A 19,787-nucleotide genomic window follows, 5' to 3' on the forward strand; every position below is an offset into this window, starting at 1 on the left:
AGTTGGAAGCTCTAACTATACAAAATTTAACTGTAAAACTAAAAAATTTTGTATTAGGGCCAATAAATTTAGAGTTAGAGGAACACGGATATTATGTTATAGCTGGTCCCAATGGGAGTGGAAAAACAACACTCCTCAGATCAATATTAGGGTTTTACAGGCCTTTATATGGAAAAATTATATTATATGGGAAAGATATAACAAACTTACCCATAGAAAAAAGGAAAATAGGTTATGTTACACAAAGCTACTCTCTTTTTAATAATATGGATGCAAAATCTAATATAGAATATGGCCTCAAATTAATGAAATTAAATAAAAGTGAAAGAGAAAAAAGAATTAAAGACATATCGGTTATGTTAAATATAGAGAATCTTTTGAATAAAAAGCCAAAAGAATTAAGTGGGGGTCAGCAGCAATTAATTTCAATAGCTAGGGCATTAGTTATTGAACCCAAAATTTTATTGCTAGATGAACCTCTTTCCAACTTAGATCCAAACGTTAAAAAGAATTTGAGAAATATCTTGAAAAAAATTACCAAATTAAAAACAACAACGATAATACATGTAAGCCATTTTATTGAGGATGCATTTGAATTGTCTACAAAACTTTTCTTTATGTATAAAGGTAAGATAATTGAAGCTGGTAATCCTGTAGAGATAATCAATAATCCAAAAACGCTGGAATTTTCTGAATATTTAGGTTATTCTAATATGATCGATACCAATTCTTTTGGAATATTAGAAAATATTTTTCATGATTTAAAAAGACTGGATTATGATGGTAAAGTTTATGCAGTTTTTAGGCCAGAAGATGCAAAATTATGTGGTAATAAATGTTGCGACTATAATTTTGAAGGAAAAATAATAGATATCAGCTTAACTTCTCGTGGTTTTTTGTATATCGTAAAAGTTAATGATAAAACTTTTAATATATTTTCTGAAGATAAATTTGAAGAGAACAGTAAAGTGTATTTATGCTTTGATGCTAATAAGATAAAAATTGTAAGGTCTGCAAATGCAAATGAAATTTAAATATTTTTGTAATCCTTTTAATTTATGGGCCGGGGTGGCCGAGCGGTCTAAGGCGGCGGGCTGCAGTAATAATGTGGCCAAGCCCATCGTTTGCTGAGACCCGTTATTCCCGGGTTCGAATCCCGGCCCCGGCTCATAGCTCTATATCAATGTATAACTTTAATACGCATAATAGAATTATATAATAGGGCTATGAAATGCCTTGCGACGAGGTGACCTTATTTGGGGAATGATCTAGAAAAGCCGAATGAGCCCCATGAATGTAAAATAATAGTTTATGATGGCTATTTGGATATAGTTAATCTGCTTAATGAAATAAAAGAAAAGATTTATATATATAATGCTGATATATCATTAAAAGGGTATTATTTAAAACCCGTGCATAAAGTATATAAAGTAAAAAATGGTAGAAATAAAGTAATTTATGAATATTATGGAAGATATTGGTGGAAGAAAGTTGGTAAAAAAATGATATATTCTGGAATAACAAAACCAAAGATATTACCTTCGCCTCCAGATAATCCATTAGATGGTCTTTCAATAATTAGAGATGGTAAAAACGTTATAATTGATTGCTTTATTTATGATAAATTTAAGTGGATATTTAAGGATAGAAAAACGGAAAGAACTTGGTAATTATGGGGAAAAATTATGGCAAGAAAATCAATGTCTTCATTTGATATTTATTCATGGGTTAACACATCGGGAAAATTAATTTTAGGACAAAGAGTAGACAATGCATATTATGAGGGAAAATTTGTTTTATTAAAAATAAAAACTAAAATAAGTGATTTTCTGTTAATAGAACCTTCAATAAGGATTCACTTTACTAAAAGAGTTAGGCCATCTAGTGAATTTGTGAGCAAACCCTTTGCTATGCTGTTGAGAAAATATATAAGGAATCAGAAAATTAATTTAGTTGAGCAAATAGGATTTGATAGAATTGTTAAAATCATTTTTTCTAACGAAAAATTATTTGCTGAGATTCTTCCCAAGGGGGTTGTAGTTTTAACCGATGAAGAGAACCAAATTCTGGGGTCAACAAAGTATCTAAAGTTTAAAGATAGAGAAATAAAGTCAAAAGTAAAATACATTTTTCCAAAAATTATTGAGACAAAGCCCTGGGAATTAAAATTAGAGGAAATTGTAAGTAATATATCTAAATATAAAGATATAGCTAGAGGATTGGTAATGGGTTTGAATATTCCAGGAGAGGTCGCTGAAGAAGTTCTTTATTTATTAGGTATACCAAAAGAAACTAATCCATCAAATATTGACAGGAATAGTATAGAACAAATCTTAATAAATTTAAAAAAATTAATAGACATGAGCTTAGAGGGTAAGGGTTACATATATTTTATTAATGAAAACCCCATGCAAGCAACACCATTTATATCAAAAAACATTTTGGAGAATGGAGGGAGAATGATCGAATATGAAAGTTTTGATATTGCTTTAGATGATTACTTTAACATGATATCTGAAGTAGTTAATACTAAAATTGAAGAAGAAAAATCAAAGATAATGCACAGTATTGAAGAGAATAAAATTTTATCAGCAAAATATATTGAAGAGTCACAAAAATTAGAAAGGGATGCGCAGTTAATTGCACAGAATTATTCAGCTATAGAAGAAATAGTTAATTGCATTAATAAGAATAATGGGAATTGTAAAAATGTTGTAAAAATTGATAACAAAGAAAAGTATGCAATTATTGATTTTAATGGGGAACTGATTAAAGTATACTTTAATGAAAGTTTAGATAAGACTATTATTAGGTTATATAAAGAAGCAGGAGAACTTAGATCAAAATCTAAAAAAGCTATGAGTTCCATTGATGACATGATGAAAAGGTTAAACGAGCTTGAAGAAAAAATCGAGGTAGAAAAAGTTAAAAATTTAATAAAAAATAGAAGAAAGGAGTGGTATGAAAAATATCATTGGGTTATAACAAGAAACGATTTTTTAGCTATCGGTGGTAAAGATGCTGATCAGAATGAGAGTATTGTAAAGAAATATTTAAAAGATAAAGATGTTTATATTCATGCAGACATTCATGGTTCTCCCTCAGTAGTTTTATTCGCTGAAAATAACGAAGTTAAGGAAGATGATATAAATGATGCAGCAATAATAGCTGTTGCTTATAGCAAAGCTTGGAAAGCTGGCATGGGGAGCGTTGGAGTATATTGGGTATATGGCAATCAAGTTTCAAAGTCTCCACCTTCGGGAGAATACTTATCAAAGGGATCATTTATGATATATGGTAAAAAGAATTTCTTAAAGCCCTTTAATGTCGAACTTTATATTGGCGTTACCTTTAGAGAGGAAATACCGATTATAATATCTGGTAGTGAAGAAAACGTCAAGCTAAAATCTATAGTATATTCAAAGATTATTCCAGGTGAAAAAGGGCAAAAAGAAATTGCAGAAGAATTAAAAATTGAATTTTCTAAGTTGTTTAATGATAAGGAAAGAATATACATGCTTGCGTTGGATGAAAATGAGATTATGCAAAAAATTCCAGGTAAATCCAGGATAATTTTCGTTAAAAAAGGATTAAATAAAAGTACAATAAACTTGAAATATGATCTTTTGGACTCATCTTAATTTTTTCAATAATAAATTTTAATTAATATATTTAAAATAGTTTATTTAAGAAGCCTAGGTCTTGTTTGATATAAATTAAAGAATTTTTAGAGCTTTAATTTAGTTATTTCTCTTTCTATACTTATTTACTGAACAATTTTATTTTATACTAGAAAATAAAAATAATCTTTTAATTCATCGTTAGAGAATAAAAAGATTAGACTGCATGAAGATTTTAAAGATAACAAGATTTTAAAACTCTGTGTCCAAATTATAATGAGGTGCAATTAGAGGTGTCAGTCACAGCAATAAAGAGATTGGATATGCTCGATACAGTTCAGCCTCCAATATGTACTAGTTGCGGAAAAATAATTCATCCGAGAGAAAAAGCAGTATCATTTTATTGTCCTAACTGTGGAAAAGCATTGATTTGGAGATGTAGCAAATGTAGAAAGCAAGGTATGAAATATAAATGTCCAAATTGTGGATTTATAGGGCCTTAGGTGATATTATATGGCAAAAGTTGCTGTATTATTGAAAGTAATGCCAAATTCTCTAGATATTAAGCTAGATAGCCTTAAAAACGAAATACAAAAATCACTTCCTACAGGTTATCAAATAATAGACAGCAAAGAAGAACCAGTTGCATTTGGGTTAAAAGCTCTAATACTATTGGTTTCTATGCCTGAAAATACAGAAGGAGGCACGGAAGATCTCGAATCATTAATTAGAGGGGTAGAAGGGGTAGAAGACGTAGAAGTCGAAACAGTCAGCAGATTGAGTGAGTAGTTGGATTATGAATGATGCTTTTTATTATTTATTGTTAGTTTTTTGGATATCTTTCGTATCAAATGCAATTCCTTTTGGTGGTCCTCCTTACACGATAATCACTGCAACTGCCATAATTCAGCTTAATTACAATTACTTCTGGGAATTAATAATATTAGCTTCATTAGGAGCAATTTTATCAAAAATAATTATCTATTTGTTTGGCAGCTTGTTCAAAAAACCTTTATTAAAAAATAAAAATGTTAAGATGTTATCAAGCTTACCGAATAAATATATTTTATTAATTCTTTTTATTTTATCCATTATACCCGTTTTGCCATTTGATGATTATCTATACTTAGCTGGAGGAGCTGCGAAAATATCACTGCTTAAAATGGCCTTAATAGCTTTAATTGCAAAATTTTCTAAAACAATAATTGAAATATATATCGAGTTAAAGGTAATTACCTTGGCATCATATTTGCTATCCATATCAAAACCAGATGTAGCTATAATTTTAACTGTAGTTTTTATAGCAATAGGTATCGCAGGCTTTAAGATAGATTGGGAAAAGCAATATTATAAAGCAAAGGATGTTATAATTAAGAAAAAAGAAAATATTAGTTAAGGTTTTAAAATCATTGCCTATCATATTTAATAGAAGTAAATATGGGAATTTAACTCCTAAATTAAAGGAGGCTAGAACCATGTCAAGGTGGATTGAACTTACAACTCTAGGTACAGGTGGGGCATACCCAGGTGAAAATAGATTTACTGCATCCTATGCAATAAGGGATTGGCTAGGCAATATAATACTTTTAGATGTTGGAGAAGGAACCCAACATAGGTTAAGACAGGCTGATATACCTTTAACTAGAATAAACACCATAGCAATAACTCATGGTCATGGAGACCATATTAATGGATTGCCTGGTCTTCTTCAATCTATGTATTTAAATACAAGAAATATACCATTAAACATCATCGCGCCAAAAGATGTAATAAAGTTTATTAAAGATGCTCTTGAAGTTGAGGGAAATCATCTAGGCTTTAATATAAATCTTTATGAAATAAGTGCTAATGGCATGCTAGAGATTTTTAACCAAAAAGGAGACAGACTAAACATATATTGGTATCCATCATGTCATTCTAGGGAATCTTACTGTTATACTTTGGAATGGAATTTAAGGCCAAGAATAAATATCGAAGAAATGAAAAAACAGGGCATTTATCCAGGACCCGATATAGAGAAGTACTTTGAATTAGAAGATAATCGAATGTTAATTAGGATTAATCCTTTTAAAATAAGCTATACAGGGGATACTAAGCCCTGCGATAATATAGTATCTTGTGTAAAAGAATCTAATGTAATAATTCACGAGTCTACTTTTTCTGATGATCATCAAAGCGAAGCAGAAAAGTTTTATCACAGCACAGGGAGAGGAGCTGCATTATCAGCAAAAAAATCTAAGGCATCTTTATTGATATTAACTCATATAAGCTCTAGATATGAGGGATTTGAAGCTATTGAAATTGAAAAACAGGCAAAGGAGGAATTTAAAAATACTATATTAACATGGGATTTAGCTAAATATAGGTTTGTGCTATAATTTTAATTCTTTAATAGGGTATTCCCAACTATGTATTATAAATATTATTGTATTTTGCTTAATCTTCTTTAAATAAAAAAATTGTTTTAGTAGTTATAAATAATTTTTTATTATAGTTATACTATTATAAAACTTATAATTAATGAACCTGAATTAGGAATTCTCATCTATTTTATCATTCAGGTATATCTCTTTCCCATAAAGGCTTTCCTCTAACTGTTTGAGGAGATAACCAATCTATAACTGCATTGATATTATCAGATTCGATTGTAATTTTTATTGGTCCTAATGGGGATTCTTCATCCCATGAAATTAAACTAATTTTTCCCTGATATAATGCCTGTTTGTGTAAAAGAATTTGTAAAACGTTGCCTCTTACTCTTTTTAAAAAGTAAGATCTAGCCGCATCTAATATAGCTTGCTTTCTTAGCAGGTCATGAAACTTTCTTAAAGAATCATAAGAATCTGAAAAACACCTTATAACTTTATATTCTCCTTGATCTATTATTTCCATATCTTTATATGTAAATACGTTGTTTATTGCCTTAATTACCTTTTCTTCATCTTCAGTAGGCCTCAGCTCCGCCTCTACAATAATTCTCCCATTTTTCATTTTCTATGACCTCTACTACTTTGTTTATTTTATCTTCTAACTCTTTTAAACTACCTTCATTTATTATTATAAAATCTGATACAGCTATAACATTACCTATACCGTATTCTAAATTTTTTTTATCTCTAAAAGAAAATTCTTCCCATGATATATCTTCTCCCTCTCTTTTCCTATTTTTTAATCTGTTAAACCTAGTTAAAGGCGAGGCATGTATAGAAACAAGGCAAATATCTAAATTATTTTTTATTTTCAATTCTTTCAATTCTTCTATAGCTCTTATACCATCGATTACTATGAATTTATCTTTTTTATTTTCAATCCTTTTTAAAAGTAGTTTAGCAATTGCATTCCTTCCATATTCTTGCCTTAGTTGTGTTGCTAGATTTTCAATATTTTCAATTGTTAATTCTATGCCTCTACGCCTAGCTTCGTCTCTTACTATATCGCCCATAATAAATAGTTCAGCATTAAGTTTTTCCGCAATCTTTTCTGCTACAACACTTTTTCCGCTTCCAGGCATTCCAGTTATAGCAATTGCTAATCTTTTCATTTTTTGTACCCAATTAATGTTCTAAGTAAAGTAATAAGATTCTAGATTTTATCGTTTTCAGTAATAATTAAAGCTTGTAACCGAACCTTCTAAGCAATTCTTTTCTTTCTTTTTTATCCTCTTCTTTTTCTACTCCTAAAGGCTTGAACCCATCTGAAAATCCCAAAACTAATCTACTTTCACCCATATCAGCAACCGCTATTTTAACTGGATTTGAAGTTGCTACATAAATTGACGTAACTTCTTGAACTGACTTTATTGCGTTTAATACATTTATTGGCCATGAGTCTTTTAGATATATAACGAAGACATGGCCTGAGGAAATTATGTTGCAAGTTTCTATTGCCTGTTTTGTTAAATCTTTATCATTACCTTCATATCTTATTAATCTCTTTCCTGAAGCTTCACAAAAAGCTATTCCAAATTTCGCTGATGGGCAGCTTGTAACCATGGTTTCATAGAGATCTTCAACTGTTTTTATAAAATGGCTTCTGCCTATTATTACGTTTGTTCCCTCAGGAACAGGTATGTCTAAAACTTGAAATTCCATAACTTTTCACCAAAATATTATAAAAATACTGGACTTAAATTTTTATTCTTTTTTGTTTATTTCAATCTCCTCTTGATAGCGACTTTAACCTTTCTATAAAATTATATTTTTCTAAGATTTCATAAAGATAATCTGGAATACATCTTCTCCAATCATCGTTGCCTTCAATTATACTATTTCTTATATTAGTTCCACTACATAAATTTCTGTTAAACATCGGTTGCATAATTGCTTTAAGGCCCATATCTTTGAATAAGTTCAAAACTAAAGAATTTCCTGAAACAACGCCATCGAACTCAGGCAATAACATTTTAAGATATTGAACCCATACTTTGTTCATCTCTATATCCATTATAGGTACAATGTAAATTCTTTGGCAATAGTCATAGCCAAATTCTCTTGCTAATACGCTTTTTATGATTTCAATTCTTTCTCCTGCAGTTAAAGGATTTTTTATTGTATAGCTTTCTTGAGCTGAGCCCACAACTATTATTAGCTCTTTAGAAAGGTTTAATGCATATTCTATAGCCTTTATATGTCCTATGTGTAATGGTTGGAATCTACCTGGAAATATTAACCTATTGTAATTTTCTTGCACTAAATATCCCCACAATATAAAAAAACTCTCAAGACTATAAGTATTAATTGGGTATTAATTTGAACGAATCTGAAAAAGAAAATAAAATATTTAGTTATGAAATTAGTAATGAAGCTAAATCTCTTGCAGAGAAATACGGTTATTCTGATTACATAGTAGAGAGATATATAAAATTATTGGGAGAAGAAGTTATAGATCTTTTAGAATTTAACGAAATACCTATGCCTCAAACTATAAGATGTAACGATTTCCTAGTTTCATGTGATGAACTAGAAAAGAGGTTAAAAAACAAAGGAATTAAAATACAAAAAATACCTTTTTTACCTCACGGATATGAGATAATAGAATCTCCTTATAATGTTGGTGCTACACATGAGTATTTGATGGGCTATTACTACTTGCAAGACCCCGGCTCTATGCTTGTTGTTTATTTAATGAACCCTTTAAAAAATTCTTTTATAATAGATATGGCTTCTGCTCCTGGTGGAAAAGCAAGTCAAATACTGCAATTAACAAAAGATAGCGTTAAGTTAGTTTCTGTAGAATTAAAAAAAGCGAGAATAAAGGCTTTAAGGTCTAATTTGCAAAGGATGGGTTTTTCAAGCTACGTAATTTTAGAAACAGATGCTAGAAAACTCTCTTTAAAAAATTCTGATATGATTTTGCTCGATTCTCCTTCATCAGGAGAAGGAATAATTAGGAAGGATCCTAAAAGGAAAAGAAGCAGACCAAGAAGTGATATGAGAAAAATACATTTATTACAATACCAGCTTTTGAACAAAGCAATAGATATAGTTAAGCCTGGTGGAGAAATAACGTATGCTGCATGTAGCACTGCTATAGAGGAAGGGGAATTTGTTATCGATAGAGTTTTAAATAAAAGGAATGTCGATACTATAAAAGTTGATTCACCTATTGGTGACAAAGCTTATGAAGAATTTAATGGTATCACGTTTGATGATAGAGTAAAGAATTGCATTAGACTATGGCCTCATAAGCATGGAACTGAGGGGTTCTTTATATGCAAGCTGAGAAAGGAGGAAAATTAGTAGACTTGTCAAAATCAGATTTAAAAGCATTAGAAAATTTTGTTTCCCAGTTAGGAATAAATATTTCAAGTATAGCAACAAATCTAAAAAAGTTGGAAATAGAAAATGGGAAATATAATGATATATTCGATATACCAATACAATTAGAAATAATAGTGAACAGCCTAGAATCAATTTATACAACAGGCTTCTATTTAGGGTATATAAAAAATAATAAATTCTATCCAGGACTAACATTATTAAGAAGGATTTCAAGGCTATGTAATGAGATAAATTGCATAAAATTAAATAAAAAAGGCGAAAAGCAATTCCTATATGGAAAAATAGTTAAAAATAACATTATATCATTTAAGGAAGGTTTACGTGTGATTTTAAATGAGAACGATGAACCCATAGGATGGGGTATAGGTAAAGTTATTAATCGGAAAAAAGAAATTAAAATAGTCGAGCCAGTAAAAGATTTGGGCTGGTATTTAAGAAGAGGTGGATGAATATTGGTATTTAATGATGGAGATTTCGTGCTAATAAACTATACAATTAAGGTAAAGAACGGTGATACATATTTAGTTCAAGAGACAACTTATGAAGATGTAGCAAAGCAATCAGGTATATTTGATGCTAATAAAAAATATGGTCCATATTTAATAGTTATAGGGAAAAGCCAGCTGATAGAAGCTGTTAATGAAGCAATAAAAGAAATGGAGATAGGAGAGAAGAAGGAAATTAAGGCTGAACCCTCAAAGGCGTATGGAGAAAGAAGAGATGATTTGGTATTAAGAATACCCGTAAAGCAATTAAAAAGGTACAATATACCATTGAGAATAGGCCAACAAGTTGAAATTGGAGGAAGAGTTGGTGTAATAGAAAGGATTGCAGAAAGATTCGCTTATATAGACTTTAACCATCCATTAGCAGGTAAGGAACTTTTAATAGATTTGGAGGTAGTAAAGAAAATAGATGATTTTACTGATAAGGTAAAATATTTAGTTGAAAGGTGGCTTGGTATACCAAACAACAAGGTTGAGATAAGTGGGGACGAGAATACAATAAATATAAATCTGCCATCAGAAACTTTGGCAATTAATGATCTAGAATCAAAAATGCAGTTGTTAACAAAGGACTTATATCAATATATAAAGCCAAAAGAAGTTAACTTAAACATAAAAGTTGAATTTAAAGAAGAAAAAGAAGAGAAAAAAGAAGAGGGAGTAAAAGAAGAAGCTAAAACCTCTGCTCAATAAATAAGCTATTAACCTAAAATTATAATAAATATTTGGACCGATGAGGGCCGATGGGCAGTCTGATAGGTGGTGAAATATTGCAGTACCGAGGTCCAATAATTTACCTGTAATATATGCAGCTTCTGATATACATTATCCGCATTATTTTGATTTGTTTAAAAAATCATTGAATAATATATCAGACGAACCGTGTTTATTCTTGCTTGCAGGAGATATAATAGATAAGGGAAAAATTGAGGGGGCAAAGCCTGTTTTTGAATCTATTTTTAATAAATTTCCTAACTCTAAAATAGTTGCAACATTTGGAAACGATGAATGGAACGAGTTATGGGATAAGTTAAAGGAGGAGTACTCTAATATAGATTGGATTGTTGATGATTATAAGATCTATTCATGCAATAATATTTCAATTTCTGTAATAGGAACACCAGGCGCTTTAGATAAACCTACAAGATGGCAAATTAAAAACATCCCTAATATACAAGAGATTTATAATAATAGGCTTACAAAAATTAGGGAATTATTAATTAAAGCTAAAAAAATTTCTCAAAAAACAATATTGTTATCTCATTATGCCCTTTCTAAGCTTACTTTAAAGGGAGAAAATCCATATTCCTATGGGGAATTATACAGCTCAAAGATGGAGAAAATAATAGTTGAAACAAGACCTGATGTTGCAATACATGGTCATGCTCATAGAGGTACAGCTTATGCTTTACTGCAAAACATACCAATATATAACGTTGCAATTCCATTAGTTAAAAACATAACAAAAATAATATTTATTAAAAATCTAGAAGGATTTTTATAGATTTTTCATAAATATTTGTGTTTTTAAGGTTACTATTGTTTAAATATTGTAAAACTACAGTAGTTATAACAAAAATTAAAATTTTCTCATAGAGTTTAGAATAGAAAGATTTTAGAACCTTTTCTCATTACTCTTTTTGGATGGACGCCGCGGTAGTATAGCCCGGCCCAGTATGCGGGCCTTTCGAGCCCGTGACCCGGGTTCAAATCCCGGCCGCGGCATCCGCCGTTGATAACAGTTTCAAATAAGCTTTGGAGCTTATATATCTTGAATACAATATTTATCATGATGGTAAGACCTAAGGAAGTTTGCCATCGCTTAGATATATCTTATCGTACACTGCAAGAATAAGCTAAAAAAGGTTTTACATTAAATCAGTAATTTTACAGAGCGGAAAATACAGGTTTAATTTTGTTTGTTAAACGCTAAAATAAAGTAAAATTTTATTTTATAAAATTACTTAATGGTAAAATTTATAAATAATCTATTACTATATTATATTGGAGGATAAAAATTATGGTATCATTAAGTATTTTAACTTATATATTGGGTTATCTTTTTTGGATTCTGCTCTTTGTATCTATGTTAACACCTTGGTTATCTATGAAAAGCTTAGAAAAGGCAAGACTAAGACTTATATCATTGATTGAAGGTAAATATAAGCATAGAGTCATAACTATGATACACAGGCAAGAAAAAATTGGGTTGCTGGGCATACCAATTTATAGGTATATAGATATAGAAGATTCTGAAGCAATAATAAGGGCTATAAGATCAACACCGCCAAATATGCCAATAATGCTTATCTTGCATACTCCAGGTGGTTTAGTTTTAGCTGCTTCTCAAATAGCAAGATCACTTAAAATGCATCCTGGAAAAAAGGTAGTAGTGGTACCACATTACGCAATGTCTGGTGGGACATTAATTGCTTTGGCCGCTGATGAGATAATAATGGATCCTAATGCCATACTGGGACCCCTTGACCCTCAATTAGGCGTTTCAAATGGAGTCTATTTACCAGCTCCATCAATTTTGAAAGCAGTAGAAACTAAAGGTAAGGATAAGGTTGAAGATCAAACTTTAATACTTGCCGATATGGCAGAGAAAGCTATTAATCAAGTTAAAGGGCTAGTTGTTGATTTAATAAAAGATAAAGTTGGTGAAGAAAAAGCAAAGTTTATAGCAGATAGATTAGTTAGTGGTTATTATACTCATGATTATCCAATAACTGTTGAGCAAATAAGAGAAATGGGCCTTAAAGTATCAACAGAAGTTCCCTTAGAAGTTTATGATTTAATGACGCTTTATCCACAGGCAAGAACAAATAGGCCTGGTATTGAATACTTGCCATATCCTTCAGTTCCAAGGTCGGCAAGAGAGCAAAGAGATCAATCATAATTACAAATAACATAATTTATGTGCAAATTTAATTTAAGATAAGCTAGAGGTTTGGAATACTATTTTCGCTAAAATACGAAATTTTATATGACGAGATAGTTGTGCTAATAGTGTTGAATCACTGATTTTTGTTAAGTATTTGTTATAGCTAAAAATTATCGTAGATGTAATTAAGAAAGTGTTTTTTACTGTGTTCCTTGTATATTTGCAAGCTTACTTAATATATCTATGGAATTTACGAATGCTCTATTTCCTGAAATAAATCTAGCTATTGATAATATATCTATTATTTCATCTAAATTTCCACCATATTTAACAAACATATCTAGATAGGTTTTCACACATTCTTTATCTCTTAAAGAAATGCTGACGGCTAACGCAATTGCAAACATGTATTTTTTATCTAGTCTTGAACTATTAATTAATAATTCGTTTCTTTCTCTTAGATGCTCTTTTGCTAATTCTGGAGATAACTTTGCTAGTTTTATAATTCTTTCTGGGATTGTTCCAACATTCTTTTTTAATTCATCAATTAATTCATAAGATTCTTCAGATCCTTGAATCTTTTTAGCTAGCAATTGATTATTGGTTATTATATCCAAAGAATCCAGCAAAGAAGACATTATTGCCATTTTTGTTGCTTTTATGGCATCTAAAATCTCAATATTATCAGCTCCAAATTTTTTTGAAAGATTGAAATGAATAATTGCAGATTCTTTGGGGCCATTTGCTAGGGCAACGCTCATAGCTATCAGTGAAGATATCTTTTTTGGTAATACACTTCTTCCTAAATATAAATTTACATTTTCATTGAATTGTTCAATTGCAGTTTTTTCATCAATATTTGATAATAAATCAATAACCTTAGGGACTTCTCCAAGAGTTTTTTCCGCAAATTTTTTAATTTCTTCTATGCTAGACATCTTTTCACCTATTACTATAGTTTGAATAAGAGTATAAATATTTTTCCGACCAGTCGATTTATAATCAAAAACTTTCTAGTTTTCACAATAAGATGATTTGTTTATTTTTATACTATAGCTCTGGCACATAATAGCTAGGCTGGAAGAGTCATTACTCAGACCGATAAAATTCTTATATTTCTTATGAAAGATAATATTAATTTTATTTCTATGATTGTGATCTTTTTGCTGAAATATATTTTCGTTAGTTAAAGATAAAATTATTACTGTGGATAATAAGATTGCTACATAAGTAAGCAAAATGGCCCTTTCATAATATACATTTAAATTGATTATTACTGGTAGAGTTATTAGTTCAAGTGCTTCAATTATTAAAATAATGGCAATCTTGTAATTATTAGAGAATTTATTCATATTAAACACCAAATATTAATATTGGTAACTAAAGCTAATATATGTTGGAGTCTCATCTTTAGCACAAATATATCATAAAAATATATTTAAAGAAATAAATTTGATTAGATTGCTATTTTCTTTCTTTACGAATAACTAGAACCGGTATTTTTGATGCAGAAAGAACCTTTAATGTTACGCTCCCTATGAAGAACTGCTCATGGTAACCATATCCTCTATGTCCAATAGCTATTAGATCATATTTACCTGAATTCGCTTCATCGATAATTAATGAAGCTGGGTCTCCTGTAGCTAATATTATATCTATTTTATATTGATTTATTTTAAATGATTCTGATAAAGCAACCAATTTAGATTTTGCTATGCTTTCCGCTCTTTTGATAGATTTTTCATCTGTAAAATCTTCTAACTCCTTCATGCCTAAAGGTAATACATACATAAATGTTATCTTGGAAATATCTTGTTGGATTATGTTAATTGCATTTTTAATCCATTTTTCAGTATCTGGCGAAAAATCTACAGGAATTAAAATTGACAACCCTTTTCTTTGTGCCATTTTTATATCACCTCAACTAGGAACCTTAATTTTTTCTTGTTTTTGTGACGCTATTTCTTCCTCTTCTATAATTTCAAGTTCTTTTATATTTCCTCCATAATATTTGATTAATTTTTCTCTCATTTTTAAGAAAATTATAATAAATACTACTTGAAAAGCAGGCAAAAGTGAAGGGGGTAATGAAGCAAGAAAAGCATACTGTGAGCCCAGAGATGCAAGAGCCATTGATGATAAGGCAATTGCTGTAGCTTCATTTTTTGGAATACCTGTTAATATTGCAACCATTGCGCTTCTATAATTTTTAGTACCAGTTTTATTAAGCTTTAAATGTTTAAATAGAAAGGTAAACAGAGTTAAAGATACTGCACCAAAGATCATACCTGAATAAAATACTCCTAATACATCCTTGATATGAGTTATCAGCATACCTGCATGAGCAAAGAATATCGTAAATATTATTAAAAACATGCCTAGCATTGTTAATGTAGAAAATAAAGGGCTAATTTTTCTAAATTTATCAATACCAGCTTTTCTTATTATTGCTTCATGTGATGGGATAGCTATGATTAATGGAATTAATAATATTTCTATTATTGTCATCAGAATACCCATCTCAATTTTATTCATTGCAGCAGAGGTCAAGGTTATAGACCCGTGTATTTGATGAACAAATATAAGACTGATGTAACCGCTTGTTTCTAAGGGTATTAACGCTAAAGATAAAATAAATGACAGGGCTACCATAGCTGTTGCAGAATTAATGTCTCCTCTCATTAGTCCAACGTATCCTATGCTCATAGACGAGCAAGGGACCAACCACGCTATAAATAAACCAAGCCTTATAAATGGATTGTTTAAAAATATTAAGCCCAATAAAACAGCCATAACAGGACCATAAATGAAATTCATTAGTATTACAGCGGTAGTAACTTTCCAATTTGTAAATGATTTTCCCAAAGATTTTACATTTAGCATAAGCATCATAGGAAATACCATAATATAAATAGCGGCTTCCATTAGCTTCTGTAAAAGGTTTGCATTATGCATTACCCAATGTATGCTATAATAACCTGTTATTGTGCCTATTACTATCATCAAACCAACATACATGCCTAAAAATTTGTCAAGATGATCTCTTAATTTTACCAAACTTCCTATTGGTTCATTTCCCATTTTCTTTCGCCTTTATCGACCAGTAATTTTATTAAAATAAAAAAATTTAAGCTTTTCTACTGACTGGTCGATAAAACAAAATAAAAATATTAGGTTTAATATATAAAAATCAAATGGGATGAAAATGAGCGATATATCAAAAGTAAAGAGTAGAATAATTAATGCTGCAATGAAAGTCTTTTCAGAAAAAGGTTATGATGCAGCCTCGACAGAAATCATAGCCAAAGAAAGTGGTATTAGTAAGGGTGATCTTTTTTACCATTTTAAAACAAAAAACGAATTAATTAGATACATAGCCTATATTTCTTTACCAACAGATGTAATAGAAAACGTTTTAAATAAAAAATACTCTAACGGAGAGGAAATGTTAATCGACTTCGGGATTTCATTTTTAAAAAAATATGAGGATAAAAATATGAGAACGCTCTTTCTAATGAATTTCGGTATAATAGAAAAATACCCAGACATTAAAGAAGCTTTATATAAATCATGTGAAGAGTATATTGATAGACTTTTTTCTAAAGTTGAAAATTTATCTAAGGTCAAAATACCATTACATGTTAGAAGAGCCTTTATGGGAGCATTGTTTTGTTATGTAGCCTGGTGGGATACTAATATTGATCAAAATGACTACATTAAACAAATAATTAAAGATATAGTAAAATTATAGCTAAAATTCTTATGCTATGGGTATAATTTATAACTTATTATTAAAAGGATTTATTTAAATTTTATTATACAAATTTATATAATCATAAAATAATTTAGTAGGTGCCAACTCTTTTAATTTATGGATTAAGGCATTTTCTTATTGTATAAGAAAATTGTGATAATCAATATATAAACAGATTGGAGATTTGATTTATGAATAATACTAAAAAAGGATAATAAGTTAAAAGAAATAAAAAATATGGGTGAATAAAATGCCTATATTGTGTTTGCTAAGGCATGGTGAATCATTATGGAATAAAGAAAATAGATTTACAGGATGGGTAGATGTTCCATTAACAGATAAGGGCAGGGAAGAAGCAATTAGAGCAGGACTTCTTTTAAAAAATTATAGGTTTGATGTCGCTTATACAAGTAAATTAGAAAGGGCCATAGAAACTTTAGACTTAGTTTTGCTTACGCTGGGTTATAAAATTCCAGTTATTAAAGATGAACATTTAAATGAAAGGCATTATGGAGATTTGCAAGGTTTAAATAAAGAGGAAACAGCTAGGATATATGGAGACGATCAAGTAAAATTATGGAGAAGAAGCTATAAAGTAAGACCTCCTAATGGAGAGAGCTTAGAGGATACGCAAAAAAGAACGGTACCATTTTTTAAAAACACAATAATGTTAGATTTAAGAAATGGTAAAAATGTTTTAGTTGTTGCTCATGGTAATAGTTTAAGATCAATAGTCATGTATCTGGAAAATATATCAGAAGATGACATACCTCACCTAGAGATACCAACGGGTTTACCCATAATATACGATGTTTATTGGGATGATAAAAGTTATAAATTGATGATAAAGTCTAAGAATGTTTTAAAATAGTTAATGTTCTATTCCTAATTCTTTTAGAATTTCTATTATATTGTTATCAATGTTTTTTGCTATGTCTAAACTTTCATTGTTTAATTTGAAATCCTTTAATACGTCATATATGGTATAATAAGTTATAAGTAATTCTTTGTTTTCATTCTCCCATATTAAGAGCTTTAAAGGTAAAATAACACCAATCCTCATATCTTGATTCATTAATAGGGTGCCATTCCTAGGATTTCCAAAAATATATAGTATTGATCTATTCATTTTCATTCCAACGCTGCTAGCATTTTTCGTGTGATCTATAATAGCAAAAATCTTCATACCCTTTTTTATTATAATACTTTCAAGTTTAATTTTTAATTCATTAAATTCATATTTTGATTTATATGTTAATATCAATATACCACCAAAATTATTAATTTTTTAAAGAATTTAAACTTTTCTAACAATAACTATTTCTCTGTTTAGTCCATTATGGACAAACATATCATGGATTCCAACTATTTTATATCCTAAATCCTTTGCGATTACATATGGTCTTTCACTTGAAGGACCAGCATAAACTAAGTATGAATTTCTCTTAAGTATTCTTAAGCTTTCTTCTAGGAATAATTTTGTTAAATTGTAATATCCTCTCTTCTTTGTTGATGCAGCTCTACCGTAAGGAGGATCTGTTGCTATGGAATCAATACTCTCATCTTTTAAAGGCATTTTTGAGACATCATGTCTTGCAACTAAAAAAGATTTGCAGCATTTAATGCTTTTCATATTCATTATGGAACCATTAACCATGTTTGCATCTAAATCCATGCATATTGAATGAGAAGCATTTAATGAGCATGCCTCTAACGCTAAACTGCCCGTTCCACAAAATGGGTCTAAAAATATAGAATTACTAAGTCTTGATAAATTAACCATAACTCTCGATAACTGTTGATCTATTTGTCCAGGTCTGCTGAAAACTCTGTTTTCAATTCTGCTCTTATATGAATTATCCTGACTTGAAATGAGTAAACCAACTAAGATTATGCCTTCTGTGATTATTATTCTAACAACATTATTCGATCTGGGATTTGCATTAATTCCTATTTTATCAAGTGCTCTAGAAAGATTTATTTCTAAATCTGGGATGTTTACATCAAAAGATAACCCCCTATATCTATATCCTTTAACTCTAGCCTCTTTTATTTCGAATTCCTTTAATTTCTTTGCTATGTCATAATAATCGATATTATTGATTTCGTACAAATCTATTAAATAACCAATTTCTTTAATATATCCCGATCTATTAACAATGTTTGTATTTAATGAACCTTCCATTATGGAAACACCATCAAAATTGTATACAATTTTTGCATTAGAAGTTATTTCTATTAATGACTCAAGTTCAGCCAATGGAAGTGTCGGATGAATTCCTGAGAGCAATGCGTAGTATTTTCCCAACTTTAACACCTTTTAACTTTAAACTCTTCTTCTCCACAGAAAAAAACTATAAACCCTAATTATATAAGAAATTGTGGTGCCGCCGTAGCTCAGACCGGTAGATCCCTGCGTGGGAACCGATAGCGCTGGCCTTGTAAGCCAGTGGTCGCGGGTTCAAGTCCCGCCGGCGGCTTCATTTATGGTAGAAGTTATATTTTACATTTAAAGGAAAACTGGTCTAGCATTAATTACTTCTTTAATTTAACATATCAGATAATGGGTAACAGAGAACTTAAGTTAAACATCGCATAATGTATTTTGGTTTCATCTATATATATTTAAATTCGGAATGAAATAAATTATTATAGAAAGGTGAAGTATTTTGGCCAATATAAATACCGTAAAGTTTTTAGCGCCCTTATTTCTAATAATACTGATTACCATTGTTGTGCTTACTAATATTTCTTACTAGGAAAGTTACCCAAGAAGTAGTTAGTCAGGAAAAAAGCAATAGTACAATATTAGTGAGTAATATATCGGCTAACAGCAGCTTAACCTGTATATGTGGTGGGATCTCAACAGTTGCTAAAATCCATTAATAATACTTTTAGCAGCGTTGGTCTTAGTCCTCCTGTTATGAGTATATCTATTCAGCAGTTGCAGCAAACACCTAACGATAGTATCATTATAGTTGACTGGAATTATGTAAACTCAAGCATTGTTAAAAGTGATTCAAGCAACATAATTATATTAAACCTTTCAAGCTTCACTGTAAATGAACTCAGCATGCTTATAAGAAGAGGAGACTTGGTAACAATTTTTGCAAATGCTACATATAGTAAAGTTGCGGAATTTTTATTGGGTTATGCTTGGGCTAAGGGGTTTAGGCTTCATTGAATTTTTATGAATTTGTATCTAATTCTCAGCCCTTGAGCTTCACCAGGGTCACGGGA

24 protein-coding genes and 3 tRNA genes are annotated in these 19,787 nt (G+C 30.1%); 18 read left to right on the plus strand and 9 right to left on the minus strand.

Features of this window, described 5'->3' with window-relative positions:
• Nucleotides 1–2: 2 nt before the first annotated feature.
• The 8 genes from ACP5GV_RS01565 to ACP5GV_RS01600 all read left to right on the plus strand — a co-directional run bounded on the left by ACP5GV_RS01565 (nucleotide 3) and on the right by ACP5GV_RS01600 (nucleotide 5,998).
• Nucleotides 3–1,034: an ATP-binding cassette domain-containing protein gene (locus ACP5GV_RS01565; RefSeq protein ID WP_428101908.1), complete on the plus strand. Its 1,032-nt coding sequence runs from the start codon at nucleotides 3–5 to the stop codon at nucleotides 1,032–1,034.
• 28 nt (nucleotides 1,035–1,062) lie between these two features.
• Nucleotides 1,063–1,168, plus strand: a tRNA-Cys gene (locus ACP5GV_RS01570).
• Nucleotides 1,169–1,256: 88 nt separating this feature from the next.
• Nucleotides 1,257–1,670, plus strand: a complete 414-nt coding sequence (locus ACP5GV_RS01575; RefSeq protein ID WP_428069179.1) for a hypothetical protein — start codon at nucleotides 1,257–1,259, stop codon at nucleotides 1,668–1,670.
• 15 nt (nucleotides 1,671–1,685) lie between these two features.
• Complete coding sequence (gene rqcH, locus ACP5GV_RS01580; protein WP_428101910.1) at nucleotides 1,686–3,641, plus strand: ribosome rescue protein RqcH; 1,956 nt, start codon at nucleotides 1,686–1,688, stop codon at nucleotides 3,639–3,641.
• Nucleotides 3,642–3,943: 302 nt separating this feature from the next.
• Entirely contained in the window at nucleotides 3,944–4,123 is a 180-nt protein-coding gene (locus tag ACP5GV_RS01585; protein ID WP_367117883.1) for a zinc finger domain-containing protein, read from the plus strand.
• Nucleotides 4,124–4,133: 10 nt separating this feature from the next.
• Entirely contained in the window at nucleotides 4,134–4,409 is a 276-nt protein-coding gene (locus ACP5GV_RS01590) for an elongation factor 1-beta (RefSeq protein WP_292319407.1), read from the plus strand.
• Nucleotides 4,402–5,016 (plus strand): VTT domain-containing protein, encoded by a 615-nt coding sequence (locus ACP5GV_RS01595; protein WP_428101912.1) that lies wholly within the window; start codon nucleotides 4,402–4,404, stop codon nucleotides 5,014–5,016. The genes ACP5GV_RS01590 and ACP5GV_RS01595 overlap by 8 nt, the downstream gene beginning before the upstream one ends.
• A gap of 13 nt (nucleotides 5,017–5,029) precedes the next feature.
• Complete coding sequence (locus tag ACP5GV_RS01600; protein ID WP_428101914.1) at nucleotides 5,030–5,998, plus strand: MBL fold metallo-hydrolase; 969 nt, start codon at nucleotides 5,030–5,032, stop codon at nucleotides 5,996–5,998.
• 175 nt (nucleotides 5,999–6,173) lie between these two features.
• Here the strand turns inward: ACP5GV_RS01600 and ACP5GV_RS01605 are convergent, their stop codons facing one another.
• The 4 genes from ACP5GV_RS01605 to ACP5GV_RS01620 all read right to left on the minus strand — a co-directional run bounded on the left by ACP5GV_RS01605 (nucleotide 6,174) and on the right by ACP5GV_RS01620 (nucleotide 8,309).
• Nucleotides 6,174–6,611, minus strand: a complete 438-nt coding sequence (locus ACP5GV_RS01605) for an RNA-binding domain-containing protein (protein ID WP_428089296.1) — start codon at nucleotides 6,609–6,611, stop codon at nucleotides 6,174–6,176.
• Nucleotides 6,565–7,161 carry an AAA family ATPase gene (locus tag ACP5GV_RS01610; protein WP_428069188.1) on the minus strand — a complete coding sequence of 199 codons (597 nt, stop codon included), beginning with the start codon at nucleotides 7,159–7,161 and terminating at the stop codon, nucleotides 6,565–6,567. Before ACP5GV_RS01610 ends, ACP5GV_RS01605 begins: the two co-directional genes overlap by 47 nt.
• 67 nt (nucleotides 7,162–7,228) lie before the next feature.
• A complete protein-coding gene (locus ACP5GV_RS01615) occupies nucleotides 7,229–7,711 on the minus strand; it encodes an adenosine-specific kinase (protein WP_428069189.1) in 483 nt (160 codons plus the stop codon).
• A gap of 61 nt (nucleotides 7,712–7,772) precedes the next feature.
• A complete protein-coding gene (locus ACP5GV_RS01620) occupies nucleotides 7,773–8,309 on the minus strand; it encodes a nicotinamide-nucleotide adenylyltransferase (RefSeq protein ID WP_428069190.1) in 537 nt (178 codons plus the stop codon).
• A gap of 59 nt (nucleotides 8,310–8,368) precedes the next feature.
• Here ACP5GV_RS01620 and ACP5GV_RS01625 point away from each other — a divergent pair, with 59 nt between their 5' ends.
• The 6 genes from ACP5GV_RS01625 to ACP5GV_RS01650 all read left to right on the plus strand — a co-directional run bounded on the left by ACP5GV_RS01625 (nucleotide 8,369) and on the right by ACP5GV_RS01650 (nucleotide 12,808).
• Complete coding sequence (locus ACP5GV_RS01625; RefSeq protein ID WP_428069192.1) at nucleotides 8,369–9,358, plus strand: RsmB/NOP family class I SAM-dependent RNA methyltransferase; 990 nt, start codon at nucleotides 8,369–8,371, stop codon at nucleotides 9,356–9,358.
• A complete protein-coding gene (locus ACP5GV_RS01630) occupies nucleotides 9,331–9,849 on the plus strand; it encodes a hypothetical protein (protein ID WP_428069194.1) in 519 nt (172 codons plus the stop codon). Before ACP5GV_RS01625 ends, ACP5GV_RS01630 begins: the two co-directional genes overlap by 28 nt.
• 3 nt (nucleotides 9,850–9,852) lie before the next feature.
• Nucleotides 9,853–10,599 (plus strand): FKBP-type peptidyl-prolyl cis-trans isomerase, encoded by a 747-nt coding sequence (locus ACP5GV_RS01635; protein WP_428101916.1) that lies wholly within the window; start codon nucleotides 9,853–9,855, stop codon nucleotides 10,597–10,599.
• A gap of 109 nt (nucleotides 10,600–10,708) precedes the next feature.
• Nucleotides 10,709–11,410, plus strand: coding sequence for a metallophosphoesterase family protein (locus ACP5GV_RS01640; protein WP_428101940.1), 702 nt, complete (start codon nucleotides 10,709–10,711; stop codon nucleotides 11,408–11,410).
• Between the two features lie 146 nt (nucleotides 11,411–11,556).
• Nucleotides 11,557–11,631, plus strand: a tRNA-Glu gene (locus ACP5GV_RS01645).
• Nucleotides 11,632–11,926: 295 nt separating this feature from the next.
• Complete coding sequence (locus ACP5GV_RS01650; protein ID WP_428069197.1) at nucleotides 11,927–12,808, plus strand: SDH family Clp fold serine proteinase; 882 nt, start codon at nucleotides 11,927–11,929, stop codon at nucleotides 12,806–12,808.
• 185 nt (nucleotides 12,809–12,993) lie between these two features.
• Here the strand turns inward: ACP5GV_RS01650 and ACP5GV_RS01655 are convergent, their stop codons facing one another.
• The 3 genes from ACP5GV_RS01655 to ACP5GV_RS01665 all read right to left on the minus strand — a co-directional run bounded on the left by ACP5GV_RS01655 (nucleotide 12,994) and on the right by ACP5GV_RS01665 (nucleotide 15,874).
• Nucleotides 12,994–13,731, minus strand: coding sequence for a carboxymuconolactone decarboxylase family protein (locus tag ACP5GV_RS01655; RefSeq protein WP_428101918.1), 738 nt, complete (start codon nucleotides 13,729–13,731; stop codon nucleotides 12,994–12,996).
• A 526-nt stretch (nucleotides 13,732–14,257) separates the two neighbouring features.
• Nucleotides 14,258–14,701, minus strand: a complete 444-nt coding sequence (locus ACP5GV_RS01660) for a universal stress protein (RefSeq protein WP_428101920.1) — start codon at nucleotides 14,699–14,701, stop codon at nucleotides 14,258–14,260.
• Nucleotides 14,702–14,713: 12 nt separating this feature from the next.
• Entirely contained in the window at nucleotides 14,714–15,874 is a 1,161-nt protein-coding gene (locus tag ACP5GV_RS01665; RefSeq protein WP_428101923.1) for an arsenic resistance protein, read from the minus strand.
• A 124-nt stretch (nucleotides 15,875–15,998) separates the two neighbouring features.
• On the opposite strand from ACP5GV_RS01665, the gene ACP5GV_RS01670 reads away from it, so the two are divergent.
• A complete protein-coding gene (locus tag ACP5GV_RS01670; RefSeq protein ID WP_428101925.1) occupies nucleotides 15,999–16,544 on the plus strand; it encodes a TetR/AcrR family transcriptional regulator in 546 nt (181 codons plus the stop codon).
• Nucleotides 16,545–16,797: 253 nt separating this feature from the next.
• Nucleotides 16,798–17,418 carry a 2,3-bisphosphoglycerate-dependent phosphoglycerate mutase gene (locus ACP5GV_RS01675; protein ID WP_428069912.1) on the plus strand — a complete coding sequence of 207 codons (621 nt, stop codon included), beginning with the start codon at nucleotides 16,798–16,800 and terminating at the stop codon, nucleotides 17,416–17,418.
• Here ACP5GV_RS01675 and ACP5GV_RS01680 read toward each other — a convergent pair whose 3' ends face one another.
• Together ACP5GV_RS01680 and ACP5GV_RS01685 are read right to left on the minus strand one after the other, a co-directional pair.
• Complete coding sequence (locus ACP5GV_RS01680; protein ID WP_428101927.1) at nucleotides 17,419–17,811, minus strand: DUF302 domain-containing protein; 393 nt, start codon at nucleotides 17,809–17,811, stop codon at nucleotides 17,419–17,421. It abuts the gene before it with no gap.
• A 33-nt stretch (nucleotides 17,812–17,844) separates the two neighbouring features.
• Complete coding sequence (locus ACP5GV_RS01685; RefSeq protein ID WP_428101930.1) at nucleotides 17,845–18,855, minus strand: RsmD family RNA methyltransferase; 1,011 nt, start codon at nucleotides 18,853–18,855, stop codon at nucleotides 17,845–17,847.
• Nucleotides 18,856–18,933: 78 nt separating this feature from the next.
• Between ACP5GV_RS01685 and ACP5GV_RS01690 the strand changes: the two genes are divergently transcribed.
• Both ACP5GV_RS01690 and ACP5GV_RS01695 read left to right on the plus strand, forming a co-directional pair.
• Nucleotides 18,934–19,027 (plus strand) — tRNA-Thr (locus ACP5GV_RS01690).
• A gap of 374 nt (nucleotides 19,028–19,401) precedes the next feature.
• Complete coding sequence (locus tag ACP5GV_RS01695; protein WP_428101933.1) at nucleotides 19,402–19,731, plus strand: hypothetical protein; 330 nt, start codon at nucleotides 19,402–19,404, stop codon at nucleotides 19,729–19,731.
• Nucleotides 19,732–19,787: the final 56 nt, after the last annotated feature.

Origin of the sequence: Caldisphaera sp. (assembly GCF_049974385.1) — an archaeon.
Lineage (GTDB): Archaea > Thermoproteota > Thermoprotei_A > Sulfolobales > Acidilobaceae > Caldisphaera.

Excerpts from the sequence above, each read along its gene's own strand:
- ACP5GV_RS01585 (WP_367117883.1), top strand. The coding sequence starts at position 3,944 with ATGCTCGATACAGTTCAGCCTCCAATATGTACTAGTTGCGGAAAAATA.
- ACP5GV_RS01610 (WP_428069188.1), bottom strand. The coding sequence starts at position 7,161 with ATGAAAAGATTAGCAATTGCTATAACTGGAATGCCTGGAAGCGGAAAA.
- ACP5GV_RS01665 (WP_428101923.1), bottom strand. The coding sequence starts at position 15,874 with ATGGGAAATGAACCAATAGGAAGTTTGGTAAAATTAAGAGATCATCTT.
- ACP5GV_RS01660 (WP_428101920.1), bottom strand. The coding sequence starts at position 14,701 with ATGGCACAAAGAAAAGGGTTGTCAATTTTAATTCCTGTAGATTTTTCG.
- ACP5GV_RS01650 (WP_428069197.1), top strand. The coding sequence starts at position 11,927 with ATGGTATCATTAAGTATTTTAACTTATATATTGGGTTATCTTTTTTGG.
- ACP5GV_RS01605 (WP_428089296.1), bottom strand. The coding sequence starts at position 6,611 with ATGAAAAATGGGAGAATTATTGTAGAGGCGGAGCTGAGGCCTACTGAA.
- ACP5GV_RS01630 (WP_428069194.1), top strand. The coding sequence starts at position 9,331 with ATGCAAGCTGAGAAAGGAGGAAAATTAGTAGACTTGTCAAAATCAGAT.
- ACP5GV_RS01615 (WP_428069189.1), bottom strand. The coding sequence starts at position 7,711 with ATGGAATTTCAAGTTTTAGACATACCTGTTCCTGAGGGAACAAACGTA.
- ACP5GV_RS01675 (WP_428069912.1), top strand. The coding sequence starts at position 16,798 with ATGCCTATATTGTGTTTGCTAAGGCATGGTGAATCATTATGGAATAAA.
- ACP5GV_RS01670 (WP_428101925.1), top strand. The coding sequence starts at position 15,999 with ATGAGCGATATATCAAAAGTAAAGAGTAGAATAATTAATGCTGCAATG.
- ACP5GV_RS01655 (WP_428101918.1), bottom strand. The coding sequence starts at position 13,731 with ATGTCTAGCATAGAAGAAATTAAAAAATTTGCGGAAAAAACTCTTGGA.
- ACP5GV_RS01590 (WP_292319407.1), top strand. The coding sequence starts at position 4,134 with ATGGCAAAAGTTGCTGTATTATTGAAAGTAATGCCAAATTCTCTAGAT.
- rqcH (WP_428101910.1), top strand. The coding sequence starts at position 1,686 with ATGGCAAGAAAATCAATGTCTTCATTTGATATTTATTCATGGGTTAAC.